Annotated in this window: 23 protein-coding genes; 13 read left to right on the top strand and 10 right to left on the bottom strand. The window is 55.9% G+C overall.

What is annotated here, in order from left to right; all coding sequences use genetic code 11:
• Window positions 1–48: 48 nt before the first annotated feature.
• The 8 genes from N0B28_RS19180 to N0B28_RS19145 all read left to right on the top strand — a co-directional run bounded on the left by N0B28_RS19180 (window position 49) and on the right by N0B28_RS19145 (window position 9,509).
• Window positions 49–1,164, top strand: coding sequence for a glycosyltransferase family 4 protein (locus tag N0B28_RS19180; protein ID WP_078479765.1), 1,116 nt, complete (start codon window positions 49–51; stop codon window positions 1,162–1,164).
• Window positions 1,157–1,924, top strand: a complete 768-nt coding sequence (locus N0B28_RS19175; protein ID WP_078479764.1) for a WecB/TagA/CpsF family glycosyltransferase — start codon at window positions 1,157–1,159, stop codon at window positions 1,922–1,924. The genes N0B28_RS19180 and N0B28_RS19175 overlap by 8 nt, the downstream gene beginning before the upstream one ends.
• A 45-nt stretch (window positions 1,925–1,969) precedes the next feature.
• Window positions 1,970–3,094, top strand: a complete 1,125-nt coding sequence (gmd, locus tag N0B28_RS19170) for a GDP-mannose 4,6-dehydratase (RefSeq protein WP_078479808.1) — start codon at window positions 1,970–1,972, stop codon at window positions 3,092–3,094.
• A gap of 2 nt (window positions 3,095–3,096) precedes the next feature.
• On the top strand, window positions 3,097–4,071 hold the full coding sequence (locus tag N0B28_RS19165; RefSeq protein ID WP_275732084.1) for a GDP-L-fucose synthase: 975 nt from the start codon (window positions 3,097–3,099) through the stop codon (window positions 4,069–4,071).
• A gap of 117 nt (window positions 4,072–4,188) precedes the next feature.
• Window positions 4,189–5,598: a mannose-1-phosphate guanylyltransferase/mannose-6-phosphate isomerase gene (locus tag N0B28_RS19160; RefSeq protein WP_275728089.1), complete on the top strand. Its 1,410-nt coding sequence runs from the start codon at window positions 4,189–4,191 to the stop codon at window positions 5,596–5,598.
• 44 nt (window positions 5,599–5,642) lie between these two features.
• Window positions 5,643–6,689, top strand: a complete 1,047-nt coding sequence (gene galE / locus N0B28_RS19155) for a UDP-glucose 4-epimerase GalE (protein ID WP_078479761.1) — start codon at window positions 5,643–5,645, stop codon at window positions 6,687–6,689.
• Window positions 6,690–6,855: 166 nt separating this feature from the next.
• Window positions 6,856–8,241, top strand: coding sequence for an undecaprenyl-phosphate glucose phosphotransferase (locus tag N0B28_RS19150; RefSeq protein ID WP_078479760.1), 1,386 nt, complete (start codon window positions 6,856–6,858; stop codon window positions 8,239–8,241).
• A gap of 35 nt (window positions 8,242–8,276) precedes the next feature.
• Window positions 8,277–9,509 carry an O-antigen ligase family protein gene (locus N0B28_RS19145; RefSeq protein WP_078479759.1) on the top strand — a complete coding sequence of 411 codons (1,233 nt, stop codon included), beginning with the start codon at window positions 8,277–8,279 and terminating at the stop codon, window positions 9,507–9,509.
• Window positions 9,510–9,811: 302 nt separating this feature from the next.
• Here the strand turns inward: N0B28_RS19145 and N0B28_RS19140 are convergent, their stop codons facing one another.
• Entirely contained in the window at window positions 9,812–10,651 is an 840-nt protein-coding gene (locus N0B28_RS19140; protein ID WP_238596409.1) for a hypothetical protein, read from the bottom strand.
• Window positions 10,652–10,846: 195 nt separating this feature from the next.
• Here N0B28_RS19140 and N0B28_RS19135 point away from each other — a divergent pair, with 195 nt between their 5' ends.
• Complete coding sequence (locus N0B28_RS19135; RefSeq protein WP_078479757.1) at window positions 10,847–11,173, top strand: helix-hairpin-helix domain-containing protein; 327 nt, start codon at window positions 10,847–10,849, stop codon at window positions 11,171–11,173.
• Between the two features lie 107 nt (window positions 11,174–11,280).
• Here the strand turns inward: N0B28_RS19135 and N0B28_RS19130 are convergent, their stop codons facing one another.
• On the bottom strand, window positions 11,281–11,448 hold the full coding sequence (locus N0B28_RS19130) for a DUF2897 family protein (protein WP_078479756.1): 168 nt from the start codon (window positions 11,446–11,448) through the stop codon (window positions 11,281–11,283).
• 181 nt (window positions 11,449–11,629) lie between these two features.
• Here N0B28_RS19130 and pyrF point away from each other — a divergent pair, with 181 nt between their 5' ends.
• On the top strand, window positions 11,630–12,331 hold the full coding sequence (gene pyrF / locus N0B28_RS19125; protein ID WP_054915847.1) for an orotidine-5'-phosphate decarboxylase: 702 nt from the start codon (window positions 11,630–11,632) through the stop codon (window positions 12,329–12,331).
• Window positions 12,332–12,403: 72 nt separating this feature from the next.
• On the opposite strand, the gene N0B28_RS19120 is transcribed toward pyrF, so the two are convergent.
• A complete protein-coding gene (locus tag N0B28_RS19120) occupies window positions 12,404–13,408 on the bottom strand; it encodes an NADP-dependent oxidoreductase (RefSeq protein WP_054915846.1) in 1,005 nt (334 codons plus the stop codon).
• A 228-nt stretch (window positions 13,409–13,636) separates the two neighbouring features.
• Here N0B28_RS19120 and N0B28_RS19115 point away from each other — a divergent pair, with 228 nt between their 5' ends.
• Window positions 13,637–14,398 carry an SDR family oxidoreductase gene (locus tag N0B28_RS19115; RefSeq protein ID WP_054915845.1) on the top strand — a complete coding sequence of 254 codons (762 nt, stop codon included), beginning with the start codon at window positions 13,637–13,639 and terminating at the stop codon, window positions 14,396–14,398.
• A 38-nt stretch (window positions 14,399–14,436) separates the two neighbouring features.
• Here the strand turns inward: N0B28_RS19115 and N0B28_RS19110 are convergent, their stop codons facing one another.
• The gene (locus N0B28_RS19110) at window positions 14,437–15,630 is read right to left on the bottom strand and encodes a benzoate/H(+) symporter BenE family transporter (protein ID WP_078479755.1); all 1,194 of its coding nucleotides are present in this window, start codon (window positions 15,628–15,630) and stop codon (window positions 14,437–14,439) included.
• 145 nt (window positions 15,631–15,775) lie between these two features.
• On the opposite strand from N0B28_RS19110, the gene N0B28_RS19105 reads away from it, so the two are divergent.
• A complete protein-coding gene (locus N0B28_RS19105) occupies window positions 15,776–16,378 on the top strand; it encodes a glutathione S-transferase family protein (RefSeq protein WP_043862699.1) in 603 nt (200 codons plus the stop codon).
• Between the two features lie 43 nt (window positions 16,379–16,421).
• Here the strand turns inward: N0B28_RS19105 and N0B28_RS19100 are convergent, their stop codons facing one another.
• The 5 genes from N0B28_RS19100 to N0B28_RS19080 all read right to left on the bottom strand — a co-directional run bounded on the left by N0B28_RS19100 (window position 16,422) and on the right by N0B28_RS19080 (window position 19,061).
• On the bottom strand, window positions 16,422–16,793 hold the full coding sequence (locus tag N0B28_RS19100) for a glutathione S-transferase N-terminal domain-containing protein (RefSeq protein ID WP_043862700.1): 372 nt from the start codon (window positions 16,791–16,793) through the stop codon (window positions 16,422–16,424).
• A 61-nt stretch (window positions 16,794–16,854) separates the two neighbouring features.
• Window positions 16,855–17,400: a GTP cyclohydrolase I FolE gene (folE, locus tag N0B28_RS19095; protein WP_054915843.1), complete on the bottom strand. Its 546-nt coding sequence runs from the start codon at window positions 17,398–17,400 to the stop codon at window positions 16,855–16,857.
• A gap of 69 nt (window positions 17,401–17,469) precedes the next feature.
• Window positions 17,470–18,027 (bottom strand): Smr/MutS family protein, encoded by a 558-nt coding sequence (locus N0B28_RS19090; protein WP_043862702.1) that lies wholly within the window; start codon window positions 18,025–18,027, stop codon window positions 17,470–17,472.
• Between the two features lie 52 nt (window positions 18,028–18,079).
• Window positions 18,080–18,397 carry a hypothetical protein gene (locus tag N0B28_RS19085; protein ID WP_043862703.1) on the bottom strand — a complete coding sequence of 106 codons (318 nt, stop codon included), beginning with the start codon at window positions 18,395–18,397 and terminating at the stop codon, window positions 18,080–18,082.
• 73 nt (window positions 18,398–18,470) lie between these two features.
• The gene (locus N0B28_RS19080) at window positions 18,471–19,061 is read right to left on the bottom strand and encodes a cysteine hydrolase family protein (RefSeq protein ID WP_054915842.1); all 591 of its coding nucleotides are present in this window, start codon (window positions 19,059–19,061) and stop codon (window positions 18,471–18,473) included.
• 190 nt (window positions 19,062–19,251) lie between these two features.
• On the opposite strand from N0B28_RS19080, the gene prmB reads away from it, so the two are divergent.
• Window positions 19,252–20,160: a 50S ribosomal protein L3 N(5)-glutamine methyltransferase gene (gene prmB, locus N0B28_RS19075; protein ID WP_078479753.1), complete on the top strand. Its 909-nt coding sequence runs from the start codon at window positions 19,252–19,254 to the stop codon at window positions 20,158–20,160.
• Between the two features lie 88 nt (window positions 20,161–20,248).
• On the opposite strand, the gene N0B28_RS19070 is transcribed toward prmB, so the two are convergent.
• Window positions 20,249–21,046 (bottom strand): hypothetical protein, encoded by a 798-nt coding sequence (locus N0B28_RS19070; RefSeq protein ID WP_054915840.1) that lies wholly within the window; start codon window positions 21,044–21,046, stop codon window positions 20,249–20,251.
• Window positions 21,047–21,098 lie beyond the last annotated feature (52 nt).

Genomic DNA, 21,098 nt, shown 5'->3' with positions numbered 1-21,098 from the left:
AGTTCAGCAACTCCCTCGGGCGAAAACCAGGTTTTCGAGGCTGAGAAAATGTTGTTAGCTAGTCGGGGTGATGATGTGCGACTTTTTACTAAGCACAGTGATGCAATTACAGCACAGGGTAAGATTGGCGTAGTCAAGGCCGCACTGGGTACACCTTGGAGCCTTGGTATAAAGCGTGACATTTGCAGTGCTGTTAATTCCTTCAAGCCTGATATTGTGCACGTTCACAATACCTTTCCTTTGCTGTCCCCGGCTGTCTTCCATGCGATAGGCAAACGCGCTGCTCGTGTCCTTACTTTGCACAACTATCGATTGTTTTGTCCGGCTGCGATACCGATGCGCGAGGGGCGTGTATGTACAGAGTGCATTGATAGGCACTCGGCGTTACCGTCTCTGCTTCACGGATGCTATCGAAATAGCCGTGTCGCGACGATTCCCATGGCAATAAACGTCGAACTGCATCGTGCTTTAGGTACCTGGACACATCAGGTAGATGCATTCATTGCGCTGTCGGAGTTTCAAAAAGAGCTGATGATAACGGCAGGGTTGCCACGTGAAAAAGTGCACGTGAAACCCAACTTTTACCCGGGTAATCCTAAGGTTGTATCGTGGGAGCAGCGCCAGCCTTATGTCGTATTCGTCGGTCGCTTGACGGCTGAAAAAGGGGTCGTTTCTCTGCTGCGGGCATGGCAGGAATGGGGGGCTTCGGCACCTGAGCTTCGTATTGTGGGGGACGGAGCGCTAAGACCCGAGCTTGAGCTGATGGCACGTGGCCTGCCCATTCGATTTCTTGGGCAAGTATCGTCACAGGAAGCCGAATATCAGATTGCCCATGCGTGCCTACAAATTTTACCGTCGGAGTGGTTCGAAGGTTTCCCGATGGTGATCCGAGAGGCCTTTGCGTTTGGTACACCAGCAGCCGTATCGGATATAGGACCGCTGGCTTCTATCGTACAAGACGGCGACAATGGCGTGGTATTCCGCCCCGCGACCCCCCAGTCACTGCTGCAGGTTGTACGTGAGGCCTGGTCGACGCCGACATTATTGGAGCGTTTGGGTAAAGGCGCCAGGCGGGCATTTGAAAGCAATTATACTGAAGACGCCAACTATTCAATGTTGATGGACATCTATACGCAGGCAATTAGGGTTTCGCGCAATGAGTGAACAATTGGGATGCAGGCAACGTACTACAAGCTCTGTCATTGGCGTGCCTATTGATGTACTGAGCTGGCCCAGCGTCCTCGATAGTGTTGCCGAAATGGCACAGACGGGGAAAGGCTATTACGTCTGTATTTGCAACGTGCATTCCGTGGTAACGGCCACGCAAGATCGAGAGTTTGGCGACGTCGTGCGCAACGCTGACTTGGCCACTCCCGACGGCGCTCCGGTGGCTTGGCTGATGCGTCGGTTAGGCGTTGAGGGGCAGGCGCGCATCAATGGTCCGGATTTAATGTGGAAGTACCTGTCTGAAGCGGCTACGTGTGGTGAACCGGTCTATTTGTACGGCGGTGCACAGTCAACGTTGGACATTCTTACCAAGGTGCTGCCTGAGCGCATGCCTGGCTTGGTGATCGCGGGCGCTTATTCGCCGCCGTTCCGTCAGCTGACAGCGCAGGAGGATGAACAGATCGTCGAGGCTATCAACACATCTGGTGCGAAAACTGTTTGGGTTAGCTTGGGCTGCCCCAAACAGGAGCTGTGGATGGCCGAGCATCGCGACAGAGTCAATGCCGTGATGATTGGAGTAGGGGCGGCATTTGATTACCACGCAGGGGTCATAAAGCGCGCGCCGCTGTGGATGCAGCATTCGGGGTTGGAGTGGCTACACCGCCTTAGTAGTGAGCCAAAACGTTTATTTAAGCGTTATCTGTCGACAAATAGCTGGTTTATCTATTACGCAGTCCGTCAGCTATTGAAGAAGTAAAGCACACTCTTAATAGAATTTTTGATGATTGATCAGGATGGAAAAATGAACAAAAAGAAGGCGCTTATTACCGGTGTAACGGGGCAAGATGGATCGTACCTCGCTGAGTTCTTGCTCGAAAAAGGCTATGAAGTTCATGGCCTGAAGCGTCGTGCCTCTTCTTTTAACACGCAACGTATTGATCATATCTATCAAGATCCGCATGTCGATAACCGAAACTTTGTACTGCACTATGGCGACTTGACGGATTCGTCTAACCTAACCCGTATCATTCAAGATATTCAGCCTGACGAAGTATACAACCTCGGTGCGCAATCACATGTGGCGGTTAGCTTTGAGTCTCCAGAGTATACAGCTGACGTCGATGCTATAGGAACATTGCGTATTCTTGAAGCCATCCGACTTTTGGGGCTCGAAAAGAAGACACGTTTCTACCAGGCGTCGACGTCTGAGCTGTACGGGCTGGTGCAAGAAACACCGCAGAAGGAAACAACGCCTTTTTACCCACGCTCCCCCTACGCAGTGGCCAAACTGTACGCCTACTGGGCAACGGTAAACTATCGTGAAGCCTATGGTATGTACGCATGTAACGGTATCCTGTTCAATCATGAGTCTCCCCGGCGTGGTGAAACTTTCGTGACACGCAAGATTACCAGAGCCTTGGCGAATATCGCATTGGGATTGGAGCAATGTTTGTTCCTCGGTAATCTCAACGCCTTGCGCGATTGGGGGCATGCCAAGGATTACGTGCGTATGCAATGGATGATGTTGCAACAGGATGTAGCTGATGATTTTGTAATTGCTACCGGTGTTCAGTATTCGGTGCGAGATTTCATTCGATGGTCGGCAGAAGAGCTCGGTGTGACCCTCAGGTTTGAAGGGGAAGGCATTGAGGAGCGTGCGATTGTCGAAAAAATTGATGGTACTCACTCCCCGGCTCTCAAGGTGGGGGATATCATTGTGCGTGTGGACCCTCGTTATTTCCGGCCGACCGAAGTTGAAACGCTTCTCGGGGACCCTACCAAGGCCAAAGAGAAGCTGGGATGGGTTCCAGAAATAACGGTGCAAGAGATGTGCGCGGAGATGGTTTCGGAAGATTTGAAGATTGCCCAACGGCACGCGCTGCTGAAACAGCACGGATATGACGTTTCTGTGGCAGTGGAGAACTAGAAATAATGCAGAATTTCGATCAGAAAATATTTGTTGCTGGTCATCGGGGTATGGTGGGCGCAGCGATCGTAAGACAGTTGGTTGAACGAGGCTACGTCAACATACTGACTGCAACGAAAGATGAACTGAATTTGGTTGACCAGCGCGCAGTTCAACAGTTTTTCGCGGAAAACCAAATTGATCAGGTTTATCTTGCAGCAGCTAAAGTTGGCGGTATTCACGCTAACAACACATACCCTGCTGATTTTATATACGATAATTTAATGATCGAGGCGAATGTTATAAGTGCGGCGCATGATAATAATGTGCAGAACCTGTTGTTTTTAGGCTCCTCATGCATCTATCCAAAGCATGCGCCGCAGCCGATGAACGAAGAGGCATTGTTAGCCGGTGCGTTAGAGTCGACGAATGAGCCTTATGCTATTTCAAAGATTGCGGGAATAAAGTTATGCGAAAGTTACAATCGTCAACACGGTAGAAACTATCGCAGCGTCATGCCGACAAATCTATATGGTCCTAATGATAACTATCACCCGCTGAATAGCCACGTGATTCCCGCCTTGCTTCGACGTTATCACGAGGCTGTAGTGCGACAGGACGACGAAATCTCCATCTGGGGAAGTGGTAGTCCGATGCGGGAATTTTTACACGTTGATGACATGGCAGCAGCATGTGTGCATGTGATGGAGTTAGACAGGCAGCAGTATCAAGGTGCAACACAGGATATGCTGTCTCATATCAACGTTGGAACAGGCGTCGATTGCACAATACGTGAGCTTGCGCAGACACTTGCCAAAGTGACGGGCTTCTCTGGCAGGCTTGTGTTTGATACCTCTAAGCCAGATGGTGCGCCCAGAAAGTTGCTCGATGTTCAACGAATACAATCGTTGGGGTGGAAAGCTCGAATCACGTTGGAAGATGGATTGCGTGATGCTTACAGATGGTACGTGGAAAATATTGACTCCGTGAGGGGTTGAGGGGATTTTCGATGTCCCCGCGCTGGAAGGCGCGGGCTATTTTATGAGTTTCTGATGACTATGTAGGATGACAGAGGTTTATGCTTCTAGTTTGATTTCATAGCGTAGGAATCTATTATGTTACATGCTGTCGTTATAGCGGGTGGTTACGGGTCCAGGTTGTGGCCATTGTCACGTGAGCTTCACCCAAAACAGTTTATACCGTTGGTGAAAGAGAACATTTCAATGCTGCAGGATACGTGTCAGCGATTGAAAGGCGTGGAGATGGCACCGCCGTTAATTATATGCAATGAACAGCATCGGTTTCTGGCGGCAGAACAGTTACGCCAAATTGGCTTGGAACAATCAAATATAATTCTTGAGCCAGAAGGTCGTAATACAGCTCCCGCTATAGCGCTTGCCGCCTTGAACTTATGCAATCAGGAAGAAGATCCCATACTGCTGGTGTTGGCAGCAGATCACTTTATTCAAGATATAAACGCTTTCCAAGGTGCTTTGAACACTGCTGTTGCTCATGCGGTGGCGGGAAAGTTGGTGACGTTTGGAATTGTCCCGATCAAGCCGGAAACGGGATATGGTTATATCAAGCAGGGGAAGTCCATTGGGGAAAGTGGGTTCCTTGTCGACGCGTTTGTAGAGAAACCAGATATCTCAACAGCAGAGACCTATGTGGCGGGAGGCTTGCATTATTGGAACAGTGGAATGTTCATGTTCCGAGCAAAACGTTACCTGGAAGAGCTCGAAATATTCAGACCAGATATTCTTGAAGCCTGTCGTTTATCGCTGTCGAAAGGTGCGCAGGATCTATATTTTACACGGGTAGACAAAGAAGCGTTCCTGGAATGCCCTGATGAGTCCATTGACTACGCTGTTATGGAACATACTGATCAAGCCGTGATGGTTACATTGGACGCAGGCTGGTGTGATGTCGGGTCGTGGTCCGCACTTTGGGAGTTGGGGAGCAAAGATGAATGGGGGAATGTGAGCAAGGGTGACGTTATTTGCGAGGCGACGTCCGACAGCTATATTCACTCTGACCATCGGCTAGTCGCGACGCTTGGTGTCAAGGATTTAGTTATCGTTGAGACCAAGGATGCGGTACTGATCGCTGATAAGTCTTGTGCGCAAGATGTTAAAACCCTGATTTCCAGATTAAAGTCGTCGGGCCGCAATGAACACGTCAATCATCGTGAGGTGTACCGCCCTTGGGGCGTGTATGACTCCGTTGACGCAGGCCACAGGTATCAGGTCAAGCGGATTACCGTCAAGCCGGGCGCCAAGCTTTCGGTTCAGATGCATCATCACCGTGCGGAACATTGGATTGTTGTCAGTGGCACAGCTAAAGTCACGAATGGCGAAAAAGTGTACCTTGTGACCGAAAATCAATCGACTTTCATACCCATTGGCCAGGTCCATGCCTTGGAGAATCCAGGCGTCATTCCGCTGGAGTTGATTGAGGTTCAATCGGGCTCTTATTTGGGTGAAAATGACATCGTGCGATTTGAAGACAAGTATGGTCGCGTATAGTGATATACGTATCATGCTGCGTAGAGAGCCATCAAGATAAAACTATGAAAAAAGGTAGGGAGACAGGCGTGGGGAAATATATTCTAGTAACCGGCGGAGCTGGTTACATAGGCTCTCATATTGTCCTGTCGCTGCTGGAAAGTGGTTTGAATGTTGTGGTGTTGGATGATCTTTCAAACGCTTCTGTCGAGTCAATAGAGCGTGTGGGGAGCTATACGGGTGCAGCACCTTTTTTTGTAAAAGGTGACATCTGTGATGCCAAGGTTTTGGATCGTCTCTTCGCAACGTATCAGATTGAATCAGTGATTCACTGTGCCGGAGTAAAATCGGTAGGTGAAAGCGTAAAATCACCGATTAAGTACTTTTCTAATAATGTCTCTGGGAGTGTGAGTTTATTCAACTCCATGTATAAAGCGGGCGTTTTTCGTCTGGTCTTCAGTTCATCTGCCACGGTTTATGGGGATTCAGGGCGCATGCCACTGAGTGAGCTTACTCCCATCGCTACCCCTACCAATCCATATGGTCGATCAAAACTGATGGTCGAGGAGATATTGTCGGATATGGCCAAGGCCGACAGTCGATGGAGTATCGCCACTGTTCGTTACTTTAATCCTGTCGGTGCACACACTAGCGGGTTGATTGGTGAGGACCCTTTGGGTATTCCCAATAATCTCGTGCCCTACCTTGGCCAAGTGGCTATTGGCAAGCTTGCTGAGCTGAAAGTATTTGGCAACGATTACCCGACCCGCGACGGCACTGGGGTGCGTGACTATGTGCATGTTGTAGACCTTGCGAATGGCCACCTCAAGGCACTTCAAGCCATTGAGTTGCGTGCAGGTTTTCATATTTGGAATTTTGGCTCGGGCAAAGGCTACAGCGTCCTTGAGCTGCTCGATGCATTTCAGGCTGCCAGTGGTCTGGTAATACCCTATAGTGTGACGGCTCGCCGCCCCGGTGACATCGCAGAATGTTGGGCAGATGTCTCGAAGGCGGAAAATGAGCTAGGCTGGCGAGCGGAACGAGGCTTAGAGGAAATGATGAAAGATGCATGGAGGTGGCAAAAAAATAACCCTAACGGATACCGTCGTTAGATTCATGGTGAACATGATCTACTCGCGACGTTTCCGTACAAGGCTGGGTGTGCCTGAATCCTTAGGGCATTTGGACAGCTAGGTAGTCAGCGAGCGTTTGTAATTTATAGAATTTGTATTTTTTATTTTTTTATAAAAAATCTATATCTTAGGGTTATAAGATAACATGCAAGTCATTCAGCGTTACCATCCAACATTTGCAGAGCGCTATCCTGTACCCTTATTTGTCGCTCTGCTTGACTTGGGTGTGGTTGTAATAGCTGGCGTGCTGGCCTATTGGTATCGTTATAACTCATTTGAAATGAGCGGTCGATACAGTACGGCGACCCTGGTTACCAGTGTTGTCGTGGTGTTATGTATGTCGTTTGGTGGTGTGTATGGATCGCAAAGGGGGTATTCCTTCGCCCGGCAGTTTAGTGTCTTATTAATGTGCTGGCTAGCCGCTACTGGAATTATTTTATCCCTTACCTTTTTTTTGAAGTTGTCCGAAAACTATTCTCGTATCTGGTTCACTGCGATATTGGTTATTGGTGGTTCGCTGTGTCTCTTGTTAAGAGTCTTTGTTTTTTTCCTTCTTAGGCAGTTGCGTTCATCCGGAATGAATCTCAAGTCAGTATTGCTGGTGGACTCGGGGGGCGAGTCTGCAGGGCAACTGAATGCAGGTCAAGCTCTGGGGGAGTACGGATTCAAAGTTGAGAAAAACTTGACGTACAATGCTGGCGGTCAATGGCTGGAGACATTAGTCGAAAAAGTTAATGAGCATGGCGTTCATGAAGTTTGGTTGTGCTTGCCGCTGAGCGAAGGCGGTGCTGTGCGCTCTATTCTCTATGCACTGCGCCACTACACCGTTGCTGTGCGATTTATACCCGAGTGGGGTGATATACCCTTGCTGAATCACAAGGTCAGCCGCATTGCAGGTGTTTACTCTTTAGACTTAAGTTGCAGCCCGATGGATGGCCCTGCACGAGTTATTAAAAGATTGGAAGACGTCCTGATTGGTGGCCTGATCAGTCTGATGATTCTGCCGCTATGTATGATCATTGGACTGGTAATAAAGGTTACCTCTCCAGGTCCCGTTCTGTTCAAACAGATGCGGATGGGGATCAACGGTAAACGATTCAAGGTTTACAAGTTTCGTTCCATGGTTGTGCACGACGAAAATAGCGGAACATTGACCCAAGCTAAGCGTAATGACGCGCGAGTGACCCGTGTGGGTGCGTTCTTGCGCCGTACCAGCCTTGATGAACTGCCTCAATTCTTCAACGTCCTGCAGGGGCGCATGTCGATTGTCGGTCCGCGCCCACATGCGCTGGCGCACAATGAATATTATAAAGATCTGGTTGAGTCTTACATGCAGAGACACAAAGTCAAGCCAGGCATTACCGGGTGGGCACAGGTAAGCGGATATAGAGGGGAGACTGATACGCTGGAGAAAATGCAGAAGCGCGTGGAGTTTGACCTCTGGTATATTGACAATTGGTCGCTTTCGTTGGATGTAAGAATAATATTTCTCACGGCGCTCAAGGGTTTTATCAATAAGAATGCTTTTTGATAGCGGTTTATCGGGAACTTTGGGAAGGCGGCAGCATGGATTTGAAACAGAATAGAGGCAGTTCGTTTTGGTCGCGAAGTGTTGTTTGGATATTAGCAATTGGTTTGTTTGTTCAGCTGAGCGGAAAGGTTTGGCTAGAGTCAAACAGTGCTCAAAATACTCAGGTTTACATCTGGCTGCTGTTGCCTGCCGCCATTTTTTTCTTGGACATTGCTTTTCGAAGGGCGTTTTCTGCTTTCAGTTGGGAGTATCTTCCTTGGATGTGCTTTTTGCTCTGGGGAGCGATTAGCGTTCTCTGGTCAACGGGTTCAGAAGACCCAGCATTTTCCTTGATGAAGCGTGGCTTATTCATTGCCCTTTATTTGGTATCGATTCTACTGTTCATGCGCCGTGATGAGTCGACGTTACTGCGTGTATTGATGGCAGGTGTCGCCATGATCACGCTTGGAGCATTGGTTAGTTTAATTTATCAGTTTTTGGTATTGGAGCAACCGCTTGCCTATCGGGCATTCCGAATCGACCGGTCGGGGATACGGGACTTTGCAAATTATGGCTGGCCCGTAGCAGCAGGTATTTTTCATGGTGCGGCAGCAACGTGGGCATTGGGTTTTGCATTAGATAGAAGAAGGAATATACTTTCCTGTGCTTTTTGGCTGTTAGCTTTTTGCATACTTGTGATTTATGTGTTGTTGACCTATACCCGCGGGGCATGGTTCGGCGTGGCCGCGAGCTGCCTAGCTGTTGTAATATTGCAAAACTCTCGCCGTGGCTGGTTGTTCTTTGTGGGAAGTGCAATTCTTGCGGCGATAGCGACGTTTATGTGGTGGGATAATTTAATATTTGAGGTCACTAAACGTCAGTTGTCTGGCCGTGGCCCGATATGGGATTACTTTTTTTCAACCATGCCGGGACATTGGTTGGTGGGGCATGGTTTGGGAACACCATTTAATTATGTTTGGCCTGACCGGGATTTGATTTCTCCCCATGCACACAGTCTTTATTTTCAACAGGTATATGATAGTGGTCTGATTTCGCTTGCTTTGATGGCTGCCGGACTGTTAGGAGTCGCCTACAAAGCGTTGAAGTTACGCAAAGATAAGTGGGTGCGTCTAGCGACACCTGCGTTGATTTTCGCGCTGATTTCCATGATGACAGATGTCGAACGAGTCTTTACTCGCCCAGGAGATTACTGGACCGTATTCTGGCTTCCGATTGCAATTTTGTTAGCGGTCTCGTGGCGCTCGACGATGCACAATCACAACCCCTAATTGTAGAGAAGGATGGTGTAACAAATGGCTCAAACAAATGCCCGTCTTTTGACGGGCGTTTGTATAGGGTATCCCCATTGGGGGTATTAGTGATGTAAGGAGGTAGAATTTATTGATTCAATTAATATTCGAGCTACCGCTATAGCTCCGAGACGGGTAGTGGCCTAAATTCCGTCAGATTGCTCATAAGTCACCCACTCACCGACTATTACCGTATTCCTGAATTATGCCATCTCCGCTCTCCGGCTCTATAAAGATTTGATCGCGCAAAAAGAATGGTCACGCGGGGCTGCGCCCCGTCGTCACCCCAATACCACTCGCCCACTCAAAAAAATATCCCGTCGTTCCTTGCGACCAATATGATGGTGCTTGGCCATTTGGTACACAGCATGAAATCGTTCCCGATTAATCCCCTCGCAGGTTTCCAGGGCTCGCGCTACTAAAGCGTCGTACGCCGACTCCCCAACCAGCCCCCCTACCTCTCTGCGATAGAAGAACCCCAGTTGAAAGCCCAGGGTTTCACTCAAAAACCGTGGTGCGGCGGCAAAGCAATTCTCTAAATCGATCGCATGCGTTGCCCCCACCCCGTCGTTACACATCATTACATTCGCCGCCCATAGATCCATGTGATAGATCCCGCTGCTGTTCAGCGAAAGCAACAACTCGAACGCCGCACCGATCACCCGCTCCACTTCTTCAGGCTTGGCGAGTATCCACTGATAGCCGTCTGTGTAGTTCTGCAACAGTTCTGTGATGATGACGAAGTCATTCATCAACCCCATGCGTGACCTGGTATACCCATAGCCAACCACGCCGGGCACACTCGCGCCGCGGCGGTGCGCTTCCGCAGTGTTTATCAGCTCTTCGATTGGCCAGTCGAACATGCCACAGCTTTTGCGGGTACCGCGCGTAAAGCGGATCCTCTTTGGGAGGGTCTCAATCGCTTGGCGCTTGGCAAACAATGGGCTATCGCCTGTAGATAGTGGCGCGCTTGTCCGGTTTGACGGGCGTTCCTGGCCAAGCAACAGCGTAAGCGTTGCCGCCAGCGCAGTGCTCACAGGCGCGTTCAGATGAACTGTCGAGCGATGATGCTTGAATGTAAACGGAAATCCATCAACCAGCTTGTTCTTCCCTTCGCGCACCGCTGCACATCCCGTGTAAGAGTTTTTCGACGGCCAAAACGGTAACATTTCCTACACATTTTTACATTTCTTTCACATCTTGTTTGAATCCTTTTGACCTTGACTGTGGATCAGTTGTTCTTGAGCCGCTAGGTTTTACAGGCAGCCAAGGAATCGCTGCCTTAGCAAGCTCACACACCAAGGAGTGCCACCGTTATGCGCAATACCTTTCTTGTTTCTCTGCTGCTCGCGCTGCTCAGCGCGCTCTCGCTGCCGTCGTTTGCGGCGGCCACCAAGGCCGCGGGCGACTTGCCAGTCACTACAGTCAGCGCAGCGCTCGCCTCAACCACCGTCAACCTGAACACTGCCGATGCGGCGACACTGCAGTCGTCGCTCGCAGGTATCGGCAAGGCCAAGGCTGAAGCGATCGTGGCCTACCGCGAAGCCAACGGCGCGTTCGAGTCAGTGGATGAGTTGCTGGAGGTGAAGGGGATCGGCCAGGCGCTGATCGAGCGCAACCGGGACAAACTGGCGGTCAAGTGACCTGAGGAGGGGCGGGTCGGGCAATGCTCGATCCGTTTTTATCATCAAATGGCATGGGCTCATCGCCGGCAATGCCGGCGCCTGCAGAAGGCGGGGAAGCGCCACGCTTATCGGTCTTGCGCGTCCTTGGCATCGGCTTCGGCATTGCGCTCATGCACGCGCTTGAGTTGCTCTTCGGTCAAGGGCAGCTTCTTCGCCGTATCACGCAGCATCATCAAGCCACCGACAATCGAGCCGATGGCAACCAGCAAGATCAACCAGGCATACCAGGGCATGAGCTTCTCCTTATCGACGGCGAATGGCGCCGCCTCTGTGATGTTGGACTCGACACGAGCGTCGATGGTTCAAGTATAAGAGGCCCACCACCTGGGGGCGAATTCGCGATCACCGGCCCCCATTGGCACTGCGCATCGGCTACAATGCGCGCCGATTTCGACTTGCCCAGAGAGCCTGCCCATGTCCGCCTGTCAGACGCCTATCATCGTCGCCCTGGATTTCCCTACCCGTGACGCCGCCCTGAAACTGGCCGATCAGCTGGACCCCGCGCTGTGTCGGGTCAAGGTCGGCAAGGAGCTGTTCACCAGCAGTGCGTCGGGCATCGTTGAAACCCTGTGTGAAAAGGGCTTCGAAGTGTTCCTGGACCTCAAGTTCCACGATATCCCCAACACCACCGCCATGGCCGTGAAGGCCGCAGCCGAAATGGGCGTGTGGATGGTCAACGTGCACTGCTCTGGCGGCCTGCGCATGATGGCGGCCTGTCGCGACGTGCTGGACCAGCGCAGCGGGCCACAGCCGCTGTTGATCGGTGTGACCGTGCTGACCAGCATGGAGCGTGAAGACCTCGCCGGTATTGGCCTGGACATCGAGCCGCAGGAGCAGGTGCTGCGACTGGCCGCCCTGGCCGAGAAGGCCGGCATGGACGGCCTGGTGTGCTCCGCCCTGGAAGCCCCGGCCCTGAAGGCCGCGCACCCGTCGTTGCAGCTGGTGACTCCGGGCATTCGTCCTGCCGGCAGCGCCCTGGACGATCAGCGTCGTATCCTTACCCCGCGCCAGGCGCTGGACGCCGGCTCCGACTACCTGGTAATCGGTCGCCCGATCAGCCAGGCGGCTGACCCTGCTCAAGCGCTGGCTGCAGTGGTAGCCGAAATTCGCGGCTAAGCGACCCGGTTTTTCGCCAGCAAGGCTGGCTCCTACAAGGAGGAGCCGGCCTTGCTGGCGAAGTCGTTCCCCTTATACCTTCAACACCAGCTTGCCAAAGTTTTCCCCGCTGAACAGCTTCAGCAGCGCTTCGGGAAAGGTCTCCAGCCCCTCGACAACATCCTCCTTGCTCTTGAGCTTGCCGCTGGCCAGCCAGCCGGCAATTTCGTTGCCTGCGGTGCCGTACTTGGCCACATGGTCCATCACCACGAAACCTTCCATGCGCGCGCGGTTTACCAGCAGCGACAGGTAGTTGGCCGGGCCCTTGACCGCCTGCTTGTTGTTGTACTGGCTGATGGCACCACAGATCACCACCCGCGCCTTGAAATTCAGGCGACTGAGCACTGCATCGAGGATGTCCCCGCCGACGTTGTCGAAGTACACATCCACCCCTTTTGGGCACTCGCGCTTGAGTCCCTCCAGTACGTCTTCGGCCTTGTAGTCGATAACCCCGTCAAAGCCCAGTTCATCGACCAGGTAGCGGCATTTCTGCTCGCCGCCGGCAATCCCGACCACACGACAGCCCTTGAGCTTGGCGATCTGCCCGGCAATGCTGCCGACCGCTCCCGCTGCACCCGAGATCACCACGGTTTCGCCCGTCTTGGGCTCACCCACTTCCAGCAGGGCAAAGTAGGCCGTCATTCCGGTCATGCCCAGGGCGGAGAGATAGCGTGGCAACGGTACCAGCCTAGGGTCGACCTTATGCAGGCCCTTGGGCTCGCCAATGAAGTAATCCTGTACACCAAGGGCTCCGCTCACCGTATCACCCACGGCATAGTCAGGGTGCCTGGACGCCACCACTTCACCGACACCCAGTGCTCGCATGACCTCGCCGATACCTACAGGCGCAATGTAGGACTTGCCCTCGTTCATCCACCCGCGCATGGCCGGGTCCAGCGACAGGTACAGGTTCTTCACCACTACCTGTCCCTCGACAGGCTCGCTCACAGGCACGGTTTCAAAGGTAAAGTCATCACGTGTCACTGCCCCGGTGGGGCGCTTGGCAAGCAGGAATCGGCGGTTGGTCCTGTCAGTCATGGCAAGGTTCTCTCTGGAAGGCAAACCCTGTTGATAGGCCTGCATCGGCAAATCGGCAAGGTCCAGCCTTGTGGCGAATGGTGATTGATCCATCTGGATGATTGAGCCTAGCAGCTAAAATCACCCGGTTCGATGGTGTGTTCACTGCGTGCCTGATGATGCTGCCCAGGAGCCACCGCCGATGACTAGACTCCCGCCATTGTCCTCACTACGTTGCGGGAGTTATCGATGAGCATGACTTTTTCCGGCCAGGTTGCCCTGGTCACCGGGGCCGGCGCCGGCATCGGCCGGGCCACGGCGCTGGCATTCGCCGCACAAGGCCTGAAGGTCGTGGTGGCAGACCTGGACGTCGCCGGTGGCGAACACACGGTCGGGTTGATTCAGGCCGCCGGCGGCCAGGCACTGTTCGTACCTTGCAACGTTACCCGCGAGCAGGACGTGCAGCAGTTGATGGCGCGCACTGTCGAGGCATACGGTCGTCTGGACTACGCCTTCAACAATGCCGGTATAGAAATCGAGCAGGGGCGCCTGGCCGACGGCAGCGAAGCCGAATTCGATGCGATCATGGGCGTCAACGTCAAGGGCGTGTGGCTGTGCATGAAGCACCAGTTGCCGCTGATGCTCGCCCAGGGCGGCGGTGCGATCGTCAACACCGCATCGGTCGCCGGCCTGGGGGCTGCGCCCAAGATGAGCATCTACAGCGCATCCAAGCATGCCGTGATCGGGCTCACCAAGTCGGCCGCCATCGAGTACGCCAAGAAACTGATCCGGGTGAATGCGGTGTGCCCGGCGGTGATCGACACCGACATGTTCCGCCGTGCCTACGAGGCCGATCCACGCAAGGCTGAATACGCCGCCGCCATGCACCCGGTCGGCCGCGTGGGCAAGGTCGAGGAAGTCGCTGCAGCGGTCCTGTACCTGTGCAGCGACGGTGCGGCATTCACCACTGGCCAGGCTCTGGCAATCGATGGTGGTGCCACCGCTATCTAGCGGGTGGGGCAGGGGAGGGCCAGGCCCTCCCGTGTCGATCAGGCAGGCTTGCGCCAGTTCAGGATCATCAGCGTCAGTACCCCCGCCACAATCCCCCAGAACGCCGAGCCGATCGAGAACAGGGTAAAGCCCGAGGCCGTGACCATGAATGTGATCAAGGCCGCCTCGCGCTCCCTGGCCTCGCTCATCGCGACCGTCAGGCCGTTCATGATCGAGCCGAACAGCGCCAGTGCGGCAATCGACAGCACCAGCTCCTTGGGCAACGCGGCGAACAGTGCCGCCAGGGTGGCGCCGAACACGCCGGCAATGCCATAGAAAATCCCGCACCAGACCGCCGCGGTGTACCGCTTGCTCGGATCTTCATGGGCATGCGGCCCGGTACAGATCGCGGCGCTGATGGCCGCCAGGTTGATGCCGTGCGAGCCGAACGGGGCCAGCAGCAGCGAGGCCAGGCCCGTCACTGAAATCAGCGGCGAGGCAGGTACCTGGTACCCGTCCGCACGCAGCACCGCCACACCCGGCATGTTCTGTGAAGTCATCGCCACCACGAACAGGGGGATGCCGATGCTGATGGTCGCGGCCAGCGAGAACGACGGCGTGGTCCATACCGGTGTCGCCACCTCCAGGTGGAAGCCGCTGAAGTCCAGCAACCCCATCACTGCGGCGATCGCGGTGCCCACCACCAGCGCGGTCAGTACCGCATAGCGCGGCGACAACCGCTTGATCAGCAGGTAGCTGAAGAACATCCCCAGCACCAGGGCGGTCCGATGCTGGGCCGCAACAAAGATCTCGCTGCCGATCTTGAACAGAATGCCGGCCAGCAGGGCCGCGGCCAGCGATGCCGGAATGCGCCGTACCAGGCGTTCGAAACTGCCTGTGAGCCCGCAGATCACCACCAGTACGGCGCAGGTGATGTAGGCGCCGATTGCCTCGCCATAGCTCACGCCGCCCAGGCTGGTGATCAGCAAGGCTGCGCCGGGGGTCGACCAGGCGACCGTGATGGGCGTGCGATAACGCAGTGAAAGGCCAATGCTGCATACCGCCATGCCGATCGACAGCGCCCAGATCCACGAGGAAATCTGCGCGGTGGTCAGGCCGGCCGCCTGGCCCGCCTGGAACATCAGCACCAGCGAGCTGGTATAGCCCGTGAGCATGGCAATGAAACCGGCGACCACCGCCGAGGGGGAGGTGTCGGCCAGCGGACGCATTGGCGCAGAGGTGGCGTCAGGCATGCAGTAATCCTTGTGCGGGTGTAAGCGGGTTTTTCAGACTACGCTGCGATAGGGCGAGTTTTGCCATACAGCAACCATTGCATTTAACCGTACAGTCGCCAACTATGGACGGCGGTTTCGTTTCAGCTTTGGAGAGGGGGGAACAATGTACAAGGTCTACGGGGATTACCAGTCGGGCAACTGCTACAAGGTCAAGCTGATGTTGCACTTGCTTGATATTCCGTACACATGGTGTCCCGTGAACATCCTCAATGGCGAGACCGAGCGCCCTGAGTTTCTGGTCAAGAACCCTAACGGCAAAGTGCCGGTGCTGGAGTTGGAGGACGGCAGTTATCTGTGGGAGTCCAACGCCATTCTGAACTACCTCGCCGAAGGTAGCCTGTTCCTGCCGAGTGAGCCGCGTTTACGTACGCAAGTGCTGCAGTGGCAGTTCTTCGAGCAGTACAGCCATGAGCCCTACATTGCCGTGGCACGTTTCATCCAGTTCTATCTGGGCATGCCCGAAGATCGTGTCGATGAATACAAGTCGTTGCAGAAGGGCGGGCACAAGGCGCTGAAGGTGATGGAGAAACAGTTGCAGGAAACACCTTACCTGGTCGGTGACCAGTACTCGATTGCCGATGTGGCGTTGTATGCCTACACCCATGTGGCCCACGAAGCCGGCTTCCTGCTGAATGATTACCCGAAGATTCGCGCCTGGCTGGAACGCGTGGCCTCGCATCCGCGGCATGTGCCCATGATCGATTGATGGTGTTTTGCCGGCAGGGAGCAGCCCTGCCGGCCAAGCGCTGTCAGACCGCCGAGAACCGCTGGTTCAGGTAGTCGATGATCACCTTGGACTCGTACATCCAGGTGGTCTTGCCGTCTTCCTCGATGCGCAGGCACGGCACCTTGATCTTGCCGCCTTGCTCCAGCAGGGCCTGGCGATCCTGTTCGTTGTTCTTCGCGTCACGCAGTGCCACCGGCACGTTCAGGCGGTGCAGTGTACGGCGGGTCTTCACGCAGAAGGGGCAAGCGTGAAACTGATACAGGCTCAGCCCCTTGGCCTGCTGCTCGACATTCGCCTGGGCGGCCGCATCACGCTTGAGCTTGCTCGGGCGGCTGACCCAGTCGAGGAAGACGATCAGCTGGCCAAGGCCAACCCGCAGTGCTTTGACGATCATGGCAACTCCTCACAATGAAAAAAGCCGACCTGGGCAGGTCGGCTCGCAGAACCTCGGCCGATTACTTGATCAGGCTGAGGAACTCGCTGCGGGTGGCAGCATTGTCGCGGAAGGCGCCGAGCATCACCGAGGTGATCATCGACGAATTCTGTTTTTCCACACCGCGCATCATCATGCACATGTGCTTGGCTTCGATCACCACGGCCACGCCCAGCGCGCCGGTCACCTGCTGAACCGCCTCGGCGATCTCGCGGCTGAGGTTTTCCTGGATCTGCAGGCGGCGAGCGTACATGTCGACGATGCGCGCCACCTTGGACAGGCCCAGCACCTTGCCGCTCGGGATATAGGCGACATGCGCCTTGCCAATGAACGGCAGCATGTGGTGTTCGCACAGCGAGTACAGCTCGATGTCCTTGACCAGGACCATTTCACTGTTGTCGGAGCTGAACAAGGCGCCGTTGGTCACCTCTTCCAGGGTTTGGTCGTAGCCGCGGCAAAGGTACTTCATGGCCTTCGCAGCCCGCTTGGGCGTATCGAGCAGGCCCTCGCGGGAAACATCCTCGCCGAGTTGGCCGAGAATCGCGGTGTAGTGCTGTTCCAGGGACATGGATCTACCTGTGGGATTTATCGCAAAAGCGAAGGGTACGGCGGCTGTGACGGCGCTGCAAGCGCGGCGTTACTCGTCACGCCCTTCAAGCATGGTCCGCTTGAGCATGACATACACCGCGCCGGTGCCGCCGTGACGCGCCTGGCACGAGGTAAAACCCAGTACCTGGGCATGCTGGCGCAGCCAGGTGTTGACGTGGCTCTTGATCATCGGACGCTTGCCATCGAGCCGCACCGCCTTGCCGTGGGTGACTCGCACGCAGCGCACCTCGAAGCGCGTGGCCTCTGCCAGGAATGCCCAGAGGGTCTCGCGGGCTTTCTCCACGGTCATGCCGTGCAGGTCCAGGCTGCCTTCGAAACCGATCTGGCCAAGCTTGAGCTTGCGCATCTGGCTTTCCTGCACGCCATCGCGGCTCCAGTGCAGGTCGTCTTCCGGGCCCACGTCGATGACGAACTGATCGGACAGGCCGTCGATCACCGTCTGGTCGCTGCGCACGGTCGCGGCCTGGCGCAGGCTGGCCAGCTGCTTGCGGTCGGCCTTGGGTTTGCCGGTGTCGGCGCGATCATGCCGGATCGGCTTGACGCCGTGCATCTGGCTCTTGAACAGGGAAAAATCGTCGTCTTGCATGTAAGCCTCCGCCTGGGCGGCGCAGTTTACGCGACTCCCCACAGGGTTGCAGTCAATCGTGTTTCTTCATCAGGTGCGGCGACAGGTTCAGCCCCCTGGCACGGCGCAGGCGCAGCCGGCTGCGGCGCCAGGACCAGACGCCCAGGTACAGCGACAGCAAGCCCAGGCCCAGCACCACGGCAGCGCCGGGGCGGTTGTTGTTGAGCTCGCCCAGCGCCTCGGCATGGCCCAGCAGGCCAGCGACGCCGGCCATGGTCAGGAGCACGCCGAGTATCGCCAGCAGTGCCGAGAACGCCGTGGCCAGGCGTGCGCCCCAATTGCGTTGTTCGCGGGGACGCAGGCGCCTGGCGTCGAAACTGGATAACTTCATTCCGACTTTCCTCAAAGGGTATCCGGGGTTGGACCCGAACGCCCCAGAGTGGTTCCACTTGCCTGTCGGGTGGTCAGATCAGGCTGTTGACGGGTGCGACACAAGCAAAGTTGTCGGCCATGATCGCCATTTCGCTCTGCTGGATCTGTGCGGCCGGGATCACGCCGTCCTTGAACGGCAGGTCGCGGGTGGCGCAGCCGTCTTCGACCAGGGTGCAGCGATAGCCGTAGTCCTTGGCGCGGCGCACGGTGGTGCTGACGCTGGAGTGGCTCATGAAGCCGCACACGATCAGGTCCAGGTGGCCGTACTTCTGCAGCGTCTCGTGCAGGGTGGTGTTCTTGAAGGCGTTGGGCATGCGTTTTTCGATGACGACTTCATCGCCCTGCGGCTCCAGGCCCGGAATCCACTCGCCGCGCGAGCCCTGTGGGTCGAACAGGCCACCCACGGTGCCCAGGTGGCGCACATGCACCACGGGCCGGCCGGCCTTGCGTGCAGCCTCGAGCAGTTTGCCGATGTTGGCCACCGCTTCGTCCATGCCCGACAGCGCCAGGGGCCCGCTCAGGTACTCCTTTTGCGCATCGATAATCACCAGGCTGGCGTTGCTCAGCTTGGCCGGCGGATAACCGCGACCGCTGAGGTGGAACATCGTCGTTGGAACGGACATCAGGGGCTCCTTTGGATAGGGCTTTTCACCTATTGTCCCCTGCTTGGCGACTTATGTGAATGGCTTAGCGTGCATGCGGCGTGGATAGCGGCCTGCAGGCATGAGCACAATTGCGGCCAGAGGCGTATTGGCGGGCCCATTTGTGTTCCAGGCTGTTAGAATTGCCGGTCGTCTTTAAAGGAGTCTGCCCGTGATCACTTCCCGCCTGCGCACCCTGCGCGACCACATCCGTTGGGCTGTCAGCCGTTTTCATGAGCAGGGGCTGTTTTTCGGGCATGGCGCCGACAACGCCTGGGACGAGGCACGCCTGCTGGTGCTGGGTTCGGTGCATCTGCCATGGGAAGTGGCCGACGCCTATCTCGATTGCCGTCTTGAAGACGACGAGCTGGTCAAGCTGCAGCGCCTGCTCAAGCGACGTATCGAAGAACGCGTGCCGACCGCGTACCTGCTTGGCGAGGCGTGGTTCTGTGGCATGTCGTTCATCGTCGACGAGCGCGTGCTGATCCCGCGCTCCCCCGTCGGCGAACTGATCGAAAAACGCTTCGAGCCATGGCTGGCTGCCGAACCCGCGCGCATTCTCGACCTGTGTACCGGTTCCGGCTGCATCGGCATCGTCAGCGCCGACGTGTTCCCCGAGGCCGAGGTGGTGCTGGCCGACCTGTCGTTCGAGGCGTTGGAAGTGGCCAACCAGAACATCGAGCGCCATGGTCTTGAGGAACGTGTGTTCACCGTGCAGGGCGATGGGTTCGAGGGGTTGCCGGGGCAGCGTTTCGACCTGATCCTGTCGAACCCGCCGTATGTCGATGCCGAGGATTTCGCCGACATGCCCCAGGAGTACCACCACGAGCCGGAGCTGGGCCTGGCCTGCGGCAATGACGGGCTGGACCTGGTACGGCGCATGCTGGCCGAGGCGGCGGATCACCTGACCGAGAAGGGCCTGCTGATCGTCGAGGTCGGCAACAGCCAGGTGCATGTCGAGCAGTTGTACCCGGAGGTGGATTTCGCCTGGCTGGAGTTCGAACGTGGCGGGCACGGGGTGTTCATGCTCACGGCCGAACAATGCCGGCAGCATCAGGCGCTGTTTGCTTCGCGGGTGTAAGGGATACAGATTTCAAGCCTGTCGCGGGTCAAGCCCGCCCCAACAGGGCCGCATTGCCGTGTTGGGGCGGGCTTGACCCGCAACGCTTTCAGCGGTTGGTGGCAATCCAGATCAGCAGCCCGGCCTGGAACACCGCAAAGGCCACCAGGCAGGTGATGGTGAAGCGCAACCCGCTGTCTTCGCGGCGGTACTTGTTGACCCGCTCATCGCGCTCGCGCAGTTGTGCTTCCTTCTCCTGCAGGTTCTGCTCGGCCTGCTGCAGCATGCCCGCAGCATCCAGGATGTCTACCTTCTGTACCTTGTCGGTATTCCAGCCACCCTTGAGCTGACCTGCCTGGACTTCCACGCAGCGCCCCTTCAGGTGCTGCGCATCGGCGTACTCGACCTCCAGGCCATGACTGCGCAGCACCTGGTCGCGGCGCAGGCGTGTGTCTTCGTTGAGTGCGTCCTTGTTGGCCAGGGCCATGCCCTCGACCCGGTAGTGCGACCACTTGCGCTGTACCCAGTGCACCGCCTGCGACAACAGGAAGCGCCCCAGGCCACGGCTGACCGGCTCGATCTGCAAGCCACTGTCGGGGCCGATCTTGATCTGGTGCAACTCGTGGTCCACCCAGATATCCAGGCGATTCTGCTCCTTGCGCACCTTCTGCCCAGGCAGGCGCACTTCCATGCGCAGCAGGCTGTGGGTCTTGTTGTGCCGTTCGGCATAACCGTACTGCACGAAGCGCAGCGGCCGCGCGCCAGTGTTGCGGTCGGTGGGCTGCGGGGACAGGCGCAGCATCTGGAAATGCTCGGGCACAACGTCCGCCCAGGGCAGCGGGGCCGCTTCCGGGGCTGGCGATTCGTCGGTCGCGTCTGGGGCGTCCTGGGGGGTGGCTTCAGTCATCACGGCGGTCCTTTTGTGCACAGCAGGCGGGTCGCAAGGGCGACGCCTGCAC

The sequence above is a fragment of the Pseudomonas sp. SD17-1 genome, from assembly GCF_029201585.1.
Taxonomy (GTDB): Bacteria; Pseudomonadota; Gammaproteobacteria; order Pseudomonadales; family Pseudomonadaceae; genus Aquipseudomonas; species Aquipseudomonas palmensis.
This window is presented reverse-complemented; position numbering and strand designations above follow the sequence as displayed.

Excerpts from the sequence above, each read along its gene's own strand:
- N0B28_RS19175 (WP_078479764.1), top strand. The coding sequence starts at position 1,157 with ATGAGTGAACAATTGGGATGCAGGCAACGTACTACAAGCTCTGTCATT.
- N0B28_RS19130 (WP_078479756.1), bottom strand. The coding sequence starts at position 11,448 with ATGCCCTGGTATGCCTGGTTGATCTTGCTGGTTGCCATCGGCTCGATT.
- N0B28_RS19105 (WP_043862699.1), top strand. The coding sequence starts at position 15,776 with ATGTACAAGGTCTACGGGGATTACCAGTCGGGCAACTGCTACAAGGTC.
- N0B28_RS19160 (WP_275728089.1), top strand. The coding sequence starts at position 4,189 with ATGTTACATGCTGTCGTTATAGCGGGTGGTTACGGGTCCAGGTTGTGG.
- gmd (WP_078479808.1), top strand. The coding sequence starts at position 1,970 with ATGAACAAAAAGAAGGCGCTTATTACCGGTGTAACGGGGCAAGATGGA.
- N0B28_RS19180 (WP_078479765.1), top strand. The coding sequence starts at position 49 with ATGTTGTTAGCTAGTCGGGGTGATGATGTGCGACTTTTTACTAAGCAC.
- N0B28_RS19150 (WP_078479760.1), top strand. The coding sequence starts at position 6,856 with ATGCAAGTCATTCAGCGTTACCATCCAACATTTGCAGAGCGCTATCCT.
- N0B28_RS19135 (WP_078479757.1), top strand. The coding sequence starts at position 10,847 with ATGCGCAATACCTTTCTTGTTTCTCTGCTGCTCGCGCTGCTCAGCGCG.
- N0B28_RS19110 (WP_078479755.1), bottom strand. The coding sequence starts at position 15,630 with ATGCCTGACGCCACCTCTGCGCCAATGCGTCCGCTGGCCGACACCTCC.
- N0B28_RS19085 (WP_043862703.1), bottom strand. The coding sequence starts at position 18,397 with ATGAAGTTATCCAGTTTCGACGCCAGGCGCCTGCGTCCCCGCGAACAA.
- N0B28_RS19115 (WP_054915845.1), top strand. The coding sequence starts at position 13,637 with ATGAGCATGACTTTTTCCGGCCAGGTTGCCCTGGTCACCGGGGCCGGC.
- N0B28_RS19090 (WP_043862702.1), bottom strand. The coding sequence starts at position 18,027 with ATGCAAGACGACGATTTTTCCCTGTTCAAGAGCCAGATGCACGGCGTC.
- N0B28_RS19080 (WP_054915842.1), bottom strand. The coding sequence starts at position 19,061 with ATGTCCGTTCCAACGACGATGTTCCACCTCAGCGGTCGCGGTTATCCG.
- N0B28_RS19120 (WP_054915846.1), bottom strand. The coding sequence starts at position 13,408 with ATGACTGACAGGACCAACCGCCGATTCCTGCTTGCCAAGCGCCCCACC.
- N0B28_RS19100 (WP_043862700.1), bottom strand. The coding sequence starts at position 16,793 with ATGATCGTCAAAGCACTGCGGGTTGGCCTTGGCCAGCTGATCGTCTTC.
- N0B28_RS19145 (WP_078479759.1), top strand. The coding sequence starts at position 8,277 with ATGGATTTGAAACAGAATAGAGGCAGTTCGTTTTGGTCGCGAAGTGTT.
- galE (WP_078479761.1), top strand. The coding sequence starts at position 5,643 with ATGAAAAAAGGTAGGGAGACAGGCGTGGGGAAATATATTCTAGTAACC.
- N0B28_RS19070 (WP_054915840.1), bottom strand. The coding sequence starts at position 21,046 with ATGACTGAAGCCACCCCCCAGGACGCCCCAGACGCGACCGACGAATCG.
- pyrF (WP_054915847.1), top strand. The coding sequence starts at position 11,630 with ATGTCCGCCTGTCAGACGCCTATCATCGTCGCCCTGGATTTCCCTACC.
- folE (WP_054915843.1), bottom strand. The coding sequence starts at position 17,400 with ATGTCCCTGGAACAGCACTACACCGCGATTCTCGGCCAACTCGGCGAG.